This is a genomic window from Bradyrhizobium sp. (genome assembly GCF_019244115.1).
In the GTDB taxonomy this organism is placed as follows: Bacteria; Pseudomonadota; Alphaproteobacteria; order Rhizobiales; family Xanthobacteraceae; genus Bradyrhizobium.
This window is the reverse complement of sequence record NZ_JAFATE010000425.1, coordinates 24,658-31,471: the sequence shown is the minus strand read 5'-3', so window position 1 is coordinate 31,471 and position 6,814 is coordinate 24,658. Positions and strand designations below refer to the sequence as shown.

General features: G+C 64.3%; 7 protein-coding genes. All 7 read right to left on the bottom strand.

The genetic code is table 11. The features are described 5' to 3' along the window. The coding region (locus JOZ76_RS18745) for an ABC transporter ATP-binding protein (RefSeq protein ID WP_291700614.1) at positions 1–527 on the bottom strand (527 nt) is incomplete at its 3' end. An 18-nt stretch (positions 528–545) separates the two neighbouring features. Further along, on the bottom strand, positions 546–1,376 hold the full coding sequence (locus JOZ76_RS18740) for a carbohydrate ABC transporter permease (RefSeq protein WP_291700612.1): 831 nt from the start codon (positions 1,374–1,376) through the stop codon (positions 546–548). 4 nt (positions 1,377–1,380) lie between these two features. After that, the gene (locus tag JOZ76_RS18735) at positions 1,381–2,253 is read right to left on the bottom strand and encodes a carbohydrate ABC transporter permease (RefSeq protein ID WP_291700610.1); all 873 of its coding nucleotides are present in this window, start codon (positions 2,251–2,253) and stop codon (positions 1,381–1,383) included. Positions 2,254–2,353: 100 nt separating this feature from the next. Beyond that, a complete protein-coding gene (locus JOZ76_RS18730; protein ID WP_291700608.1) occupies positions 2,354–3,667 on the bottom strand; it encodes an ABC transporter substrate-binding protein in 1,314 nt (437 codons plus the stop codon). A 187-nt stretch (positions 3,668–3,854) separates the two neighbouring features. Continuing rightward, positions 3,855–4,808, bottom strand: coding sequence for a sugar-binding transcriptional regulator (locus tag JOZ76_RS18725; protein WP_291700606.1), 954 nt, complete (start codon positions 4,806–4,808; stop codon positions 3,855–3,857). After that, a complete protein-coding gene (locus tag JOZ76_RS18720; protein WP_291700604.1) occupies positions 4,805–5,482 on the bottom strand; it encodes an HAD family hydrolase in 678 nt (225 codons plus the stop codon). The genes JOZ76_RS18725 and JOZ76_RS18720 overlap by 4 nt, the downstream gene beginning before the upstream one ends. Before the next feature lie 100 nt (positions 5,483–5,582). Continuing rightward, a complete protein-coding gene (locus JOZ76_RS18715; protein ID WP_291700602.1) occupies positions 5,583–6,788 on the bottom strand; it encodes a cytochrome P450 in 1,206 nt (401 codons plus the stop codon). Positions 6,789–6,814 lie beyond the last annotated feature (26 nt).

Below are 6,814 nucleotides of genomic sequence, written 5' to 3'. Positions count from 1 at the left end.
ACCTCGATCCGCATCTGCACGCGGAGCGCCGCATCGAGGTTGGAGAGCGGTTCGTCGAACAGGAACGCCTTGGGCTCGCGCACGATGGCGCGTCCGATCGCAACGCGCTGGCGCTGCCCGCCGGAGAGTTCGCGCGGCTTGCGGTCGAGATAGGGCGTCAGATTCAGCGTCGCGGCCGCGGCCTCGACCTTGCGGTTGATCTCATCCTTCGGCAAGCCCGCCATCTTCAGGCCGAACGCGATGTTGCCGCGCACGCTCATATGCGGATAGAGCGCATAGGACTGGAACACCATCGACAGTCCGCGCTTGGCGGGCGGGGTATCGACCACGTTCTTGCCATCGATCAGGATCGCCCCGCCGGTGACGTCCTCGAGCCCGGCGATCAGGCGCAGCAATGTGGTCTTGCCGCAACCCGAGGGGCCGACGAAGACGACGAAGGAGCCATCGACGATGTCGAGATTGGCGCCCTTGATGATGTGGACGGGCCCAAAGGATTTTTGGACATCCCGAAGCGTGATCTGACCCATGGTCAAAAGGCCTTTCTGCTACTTCACCGCGCCAAAGGTCAGGCCGCGCACGAGCTGCCGCTGGCTGAACCAGCCGAGCACCAGGATCGGCGCGATTGCCAGCGTGGACGCCGCCGACAGCTTTGCCCAGAACAGCCCTTCCGGAGACGAATAGGAGGCAATGAACACCGTCAGCGGCGCGGCGTTCAACGTGGACAGGTTGAGCGTCCAGAACGCCTCGTTCCAGGCCAGAATGAGATTGAGCAACATCGTGGAGGCGAGCCCCGGCACCGCCATCGGCGTCAGCACGTAGACGAGCTCGCGGCCGATCGTGGCGCCATCCATGCGCGCGGCCTCCAGGATGTCGCGGGGAATCTCCTTGAAATAGGTGAACAGCATCCAGACCACGATCGGCAGGTTGCCGAGGCACAGGATGAAGACGAGGCCGCTGAGCGAATCCAGCAGTCCGACATCGCGCCAGATCAGGTAGATCGGCACCAGCACGCCGACCGGCGGCATCATCTTGGTCGAGAGCATCCAGAGCAAGAGGTCCTTGGTGCGCTTGGTCGGCGAGAACGCCATCGACCACGCAGCTGGGACCGCGATCAGCATCGCGATCAGCGTCGAACCGCCGGCGATGATGATCGAATTGAGCGCATGGTGGAGGTAGTCGCTGCGCTCCTGGACGGTGGCGTAGTTTTCCGTAGTCCAATGGAAGAACAGGAACGATGGCGGAATGGCGAAGGCTTCGAGCTCGGTCTTGAAACTCGCCAGCACCATCCAGAGGATCGGGAAGAAGATCAGGAAACCGGCCAGCCAGGCCGCCGCGGTCGAGATTGCCACCTGCCGCCTCGTTGCAATGCGCGCCATGGTTTCAGGCCTCCAGGTTCCGTCCGACGATGCGGACCAGGAAGAAGGCGACGATGTTGGCGAGGACGACAGCGACAAGGCCACCAGCCGAGGCGCTGCCGACGTCGTACTGAATCAGCGCCTGGGAATAGATCAGGAACGCGATGTTGGTGGTCTGCAATCCCGGCCCACCGCCCGTGGTGACGAAGATTTCGGCGAACACGGTGAGCAGGAAGATGGTCTCGATCAGGATGACGACCGTGATCGGCCGCGCCAGGTGCGGCAGCGTGATGTAGGTGAAGGTCGAGAGCGCCCCTGCCCCGTCCATCTCGGCCGCCTCCTTCTGCTCCTCGTCGAGCGACTGCAGCGCGGTCAGGAGGATCAGCGTCGCGAAGGGCAGCCACTGCCAGGACACGATCAGGATGATCGCAAGCATCGGCACGTCGTTGAACCAGTCGATCGGCGTCAGACCGAACGATCTGGTGATCCAGGCGAGCAGGCCCGAGACCGGGTGCATCAACAGGTTCTTCCAGACCAGCGCGCTGACCGTCGGCATCACGAAGAACGGCGCGATCACCATCAACCGCACGATGCTGCGGCCGATCACCGGCTGGTCCAGCAGCAGCGCCAGCAAAATGCCGAGCACCACGGTCAACAGCAGCACGGAGCCGACCAACACCAGCGTGTTCTCCAGCGAAGCCAGGAACGCGGGATCGGTCAGGAAGTAGCGGAAATTCTCGAAACCGACGAACTGCTCGCTTCCCGCATCGAGCAGGTTGTAGTGCAGCGTGGCAAAGTAGATCGTGAGCGCGAGCGGCACGATCATCCAGACGAACAATAGCCCGACCGCCGGCGTCAGCAGCGTGCGCGCAAGGATTTGCGTCTGTCGGGTCGCCATCTCAGGGCTCCGTCAGTGGCTTCTTACGAAGGATGCGGCCGTCCGGCACGAAGGACGGGACGGCCGCAGGTTCAGCTCGGGGAGAATCTTGGGGCCGCGTCTATTTGATGTAGCCGGCGCGCTTCATTTCCCGTTCGGTCGAGGACTGCGCCGCCGACAGCGCCGCATCCACGCTGGTCGAGCCGGAGAGCGCCGCCGAGAACTGCTGGCCCACCGAGGTGCCGATGCCCTGGAACTCGGGGATGGCAGCATATTGCACCCCGACATAAGGCACCGGCTTGACGGTCGGCTTGTTCGGATCGGCCAGATTGATCGACTCCAGCGTCGGTTTCGCGAACGGCGCGACCTTCAGGTAGTCGGGATTGTTGTACAGCGAGGTGCGCGTGCCCGGCGGCACACTGGCCCAGCCTTCCTTCGAGGCGACCAGCTTGGTGTAGTCCTTGCTCGTCGCCCACGCGATGAACTTCTCCGCGGCCTCTGTCTTCTTGGAGCCGGCGGGAATGGCAAGGCTCCAGGCCCACAGCCAGTTGGCGTTCTTGCCGAGCCCGGTATTTGGCGCCATCGCGAAGCCGACCTTGTCGGCGACCTTGGAGTCCTTCGGATTGGTCACCATGGATGCCGCCACCGTGGCATCGATCCACATGGCGCACTTGCCGGCATTGAACAGCGCCAGATTTTCGTTGAAGCCGTTGGAGCTCGCGCCGGGAGGTCCCGCCTCCTTCATCAGATCGACATAGGTCGAGAGCGTCTTCTTCCATTCCGGCGTGTTGAACTGCGGCTCCCACTTCTCGTCGAACCAGCGCGCGCCATAGGAATTGGACATCGCGGTCAGGAACGCCATGTTCTCGCCCCAGCCGGCCTTGCCGCGCAGGCAGATGCCGTAGACGCCGGCATTCTTGTCGGTCAGCTTCTTGGCCGCATCGATCACGAAGTCCCAGGTCGGATTGTCAGGCATCTTCAGCCCGGCCTTCTCAAACAGGTCGGTGCGGTACATCGTCATCGAGCTCTCGCCGTAGAACGGCGCAGCGTAGAGCTTGCCGGATACCGAGACCGCGTCCTTGATCTTGGGCAGGAGGTCGCCCGTGTCGTAGTCGGCGCCGAGATTGTCGAGCGGCACCAGCCAGTTCTTCTTGGCCCAGATCGGCACCTCGTAGGTGCCGATGGTCAGCACGTCGAACTGGCCGCCCTTGGTGGCGATGTCGGTGGTGACGCGCTGACGCAGCACGTTCTCTTCCAGCGTCACCCACTTCACGGTGATGTCGGGATTCTTGGCCGTAAAGTCGGAGGTCAGCCCCTGCATGCGGATCATGTCACTGTTATTGACAGTGGCGATCGTCAGGGTGGTTTCGGAGAAGGCGGGGGAAGAGAGCACAAGCGCAGTCGCGCCCAGAAGGGCGCCATAGACGTGTTTCACGGGTAACCTCCCTCTATCGCGTTTGGAGTATGGCCAGCTTTGAGTATATGCCCACGCGTTGAGCGTATGTTCACACCGTGGATTCAAGTTGTCAAGCGCAAGGCTTGCGACTTCCGCAGGGAAAGCGGCATCGCGCATGCTGCGCTGCGTTCAAACGCGGATTATCAGGGCCTGGAAGAGGCGGGCGCTATTTCTCGAGAATGGCGCGCGCAGTGGCCTCGTCCGTGATCAGGCCGTTGACCAGGCGGCCGAGCAGCGCGGCGCGGATCGCCGGCACCTTGGCCTGTCCGAGCGCGGCGCCGATCGTCGTGGCCCGCGCGGGCATCTCCGGCGGAATGCTGGTCAGCCGCTTGTTGGTTCCACCCTTGATGAGCTTGCCCTTGGCATCATAGGCCCAGCCCGTCACCTCGCCGATCGCGCCGAGCCGCATCATCTCGAACAGCTCTTCGCGGGTGACGAAGCCGTCGACATGGACCTGGGCCCTCTGGTCCATCTGACCGATCCCGATCAGGCGCAGATCGGCCTTCGCGGCGATCGCCTTCACCTTTGCAATCGGGTCGATTCGGACCATGCGGTTGCGCTCGTCCTCCGACGACATCAGAAACGGCAGCGGCATCGGATAATGACGGGCGCCGGTGCGGTCGGCGAGCCGGCCGACGGTGTCGAAGAAGCTCGCCGAGCCGTCGGCCGAGATGTTACCGACCAGGGAAACGATCTGGTGATTTGGCCGCTCGATCGGGGTCGCCCGCTCCACCGCCGCTCGCACCGCGCGCCCGGTGCCGAGCGCGACGATAACGGGGGTTTCGGTGCGCAGCGTCACATCGAGCAGGTTGGCGCAGCGCTCGGCGATCCCCGCGGTCGCCTGCGGCGAAGCCGGATCGGTCGGCACCACGTCGCAGTGCAGGAGATCGAAGCGCTGCTTCAGCCGCGCGGCAAGCTCCATGCATGCCGCGATGGGATGTTCGAGGCGAAAGGTGATCAGCCGCTCCGCCAGGCATAGCGATACCAGACGCTGCGCGGAGGCGCGCGAGACCTGCAGCATTTTTGCAATCTCGTCCTGGGTATGGCCGGCAATGAAATAAAGCCAGCCGGCGCGCGCGGCGTCGTCGAGGCGGGATTTTTCGCTGTCGGCCACCGTCATGACAAATGTTCTTCGTCCTTCCAGAAATCAGCCATCCGGTCAAAGACGCGATCCGCACCCGCCTCGAGCAGCATAGCGCGCCCGTCACGCGACACATAGTGGCTGCCGCCGACAAATCCCCAGACCGTCATGCCCGCCGCTTTCGCCGCAATCACGCCGCTGACCGAGTCCTCGATCACGAGGGTTTTCGGCGGCGCGGTCTGCATCTGCGCGGCCGCATGGAGAAACAGGTCGGGCGCCGGCTTGCCGCGCTCGACCATCTGCGCGGTGTAGAGCCGGTCGCCAAAATGCGCCGCAAGTCCGGTGAGGGCGAGCGACAGCGTGACGCGATCGAGATCGCTTGACGAGGCGACACAGGACCGCACCTTGAAATCCGACAGCAGCAGGTCGATGCCCGGGATGGGTTTGAGCGCGCGGCCAAAAATCTCGCGCAGCCGCAGCCTCAATTCGGGCAGAAAGGTCGCCGGCACCGGCCGGCCACGATCCGCGCAGTACTGCGTCACGGCCGCCGTGCTCCGCCCGAGAAACAGATCGAGCGCCTCCTCGACGCCGACCTCGACACCGATGCCGCCGAGCGTTTCCGACAGACACTGGCAACTCAAAAGCTCGCTGTCGACGAGGACGCCGTCACAGTCGAAGATGACGAGGTCGGGTTTCGCAAGGCCGGATGTCATCCGCCGATATGATCATATGCCCAATGTGCGAGCAATAGCTCAGCCCCGGTCCATCTGTTCTGGCGGAGCAGCATACCGAGGCCGATCGTCCGGTCGCGGCTCAGCGTGCTACGACTGGTAGCCGCTGCAGCGATCGCAGGCCCGGCCGTTTGCGCCAACGGATCTCCGCGGGCGCGACCGCGAGCTTCAGGCTCGGCCAGCGCGTGAACAGCGCCTTCAATGCACAGATCGCCTCCAGGCGCGCGAGCTGATGGCCGAGGCAGAAATGGATACCGGTTCCGAAGGACAGATGGCGGTTGGGGTGGCGCGCCAGGTCGAACTCGTTGGAATGCGCGTTGGCGTCCGGGTCCAGGTTCGCCGCCACCAGCATGGCCATGACCTGCTCGCCGCGCTTCAACGCAACGCCCTCGACCTCGACGTCGTGGCGGATGTAACGCGGCTTGGAGAACTGCACCGGCGCGACGAAGCGCAAGAACTCCTCGACCGCAAGTCCTGCCCGGCTCCAGTCCTCTGCCAGCCAATCGCGCTTCGACGGATCCTTGAGCAGCTCGAACACCGAACCGCTGATCAGGTGCGTGGTGGTCTCCGAGCCAGCGAGCAGGAGCAGGAACAGCATCGAGATCAGTTCGTCGCCCGTGATCCGCCCGCCCTCGCGCTCCACCCGGACGAGTTCGGCAATCAGCCCCTCGCCGCCATGCGCGCGGGCCTCGGCGAGCCGCGCCTCGAAATAGCGGCGCATCTTCTTCAGGCCAAAACTCACGCGCAGGAAGTCGATGACGCCGGAAAGCCGTCCCATCGCATTGGCCCAGGCGATGAATTGCGGCCGATCGGCCAAGGGCAGGCCGAGCAGCTCGCAAATCACCGACAGCGGAACGAGCCGCGCGTACCGTGCGACGAGATCGGCGGGCTCCCCCTGGGTGAACAGCTCGCTCGCGAGCTGTTCGGCGATGGCGCGGATATTCTGCTCCATGCTGAGCACAGCACGGCGGCGGAAGGCCTCGTCGACGATGCTGCGCAGGCGGGTGTGATCAGGCTCATCCTGGGTGAGCATGTTGGACGTCAGTGCCGCGACGGAACGCGGCATCCACCAGCGCAGGCCGACCGGGCGTCCACCCTCCTTGCGCAGCGTGAACGTGCTGGCGTCCTTCAGCACCTGCGCGGCGGCCGCATAGGTCGTCGTGACCCAGACCGGGCCGACAATCGGGAACCGGCCCCTGACGACGGGTGCCGCCGCGCGAAGCGCCGCGACGGTCTGCGCGGGATCACGAAAAAACGACTCGCTCGCGAAATCGACACGGATCGTCATCGCAGCCATCCCACTTCTTTTTTCGC